At 73.3% G+C, this 374-nt stretch carries 1 pseudogene; it reads left to right on the top strand.

The features are described from left to right. Positions 1-219, top strand: a pseudogene (locus CCN44_RS47125) (metallophosphoesterase); the annotation flags it as partial. Between the last annotated feature and the right edge of the window lie 155 nt (positions 220-374).

Below are 374 nucleotides of genomic sequence, written 5' to 3'. Positions count from 1 at the left end.
CACACCCACGGCGGCCAGCTGTGCATCCCCTTCTACGGCGCCCTGGTCACCAACTGCGACCTGGACACCGACCGCGTGAAGGGCCTCTCCACGCACACGGCGGAGGGCCACACCTCCTACCTCCACGTCTCGGCAGGCTGCGGCACCAACCGCTACACCCCGGTCCGCTTCGCCTGCCCGCCGGAGGCGACGTTGCTGACGTTGGTGGGGCGGGAGTAGGCGGTAGCGGTACGAGCGGCACTGTCGGTACTGGCGGTACTGGCGGTACTGGGCGCGGGCAGGCGGGGCGGCGGGAAGGCCGGACGGCCAGCCGTCAGGCCAACCGTCAATCCGGCCGAAGGGCCGGGCCGGGCGCGCGACGGCGTGGGCTGCGG

This window comes from Streptomyces tricolor (assembly GCF_002155905.1).
In the GTDB taxonomy this organism is placed as follows: Bacteria; Actinomycetota; Actinomycetes; order Streptomycetales; family Streptomycetaceae; genus Streptomyces; species Streptomyces tricolor.
This window is presented reverse-complemented; position numbering and strand designations above follow the sequence as displayed.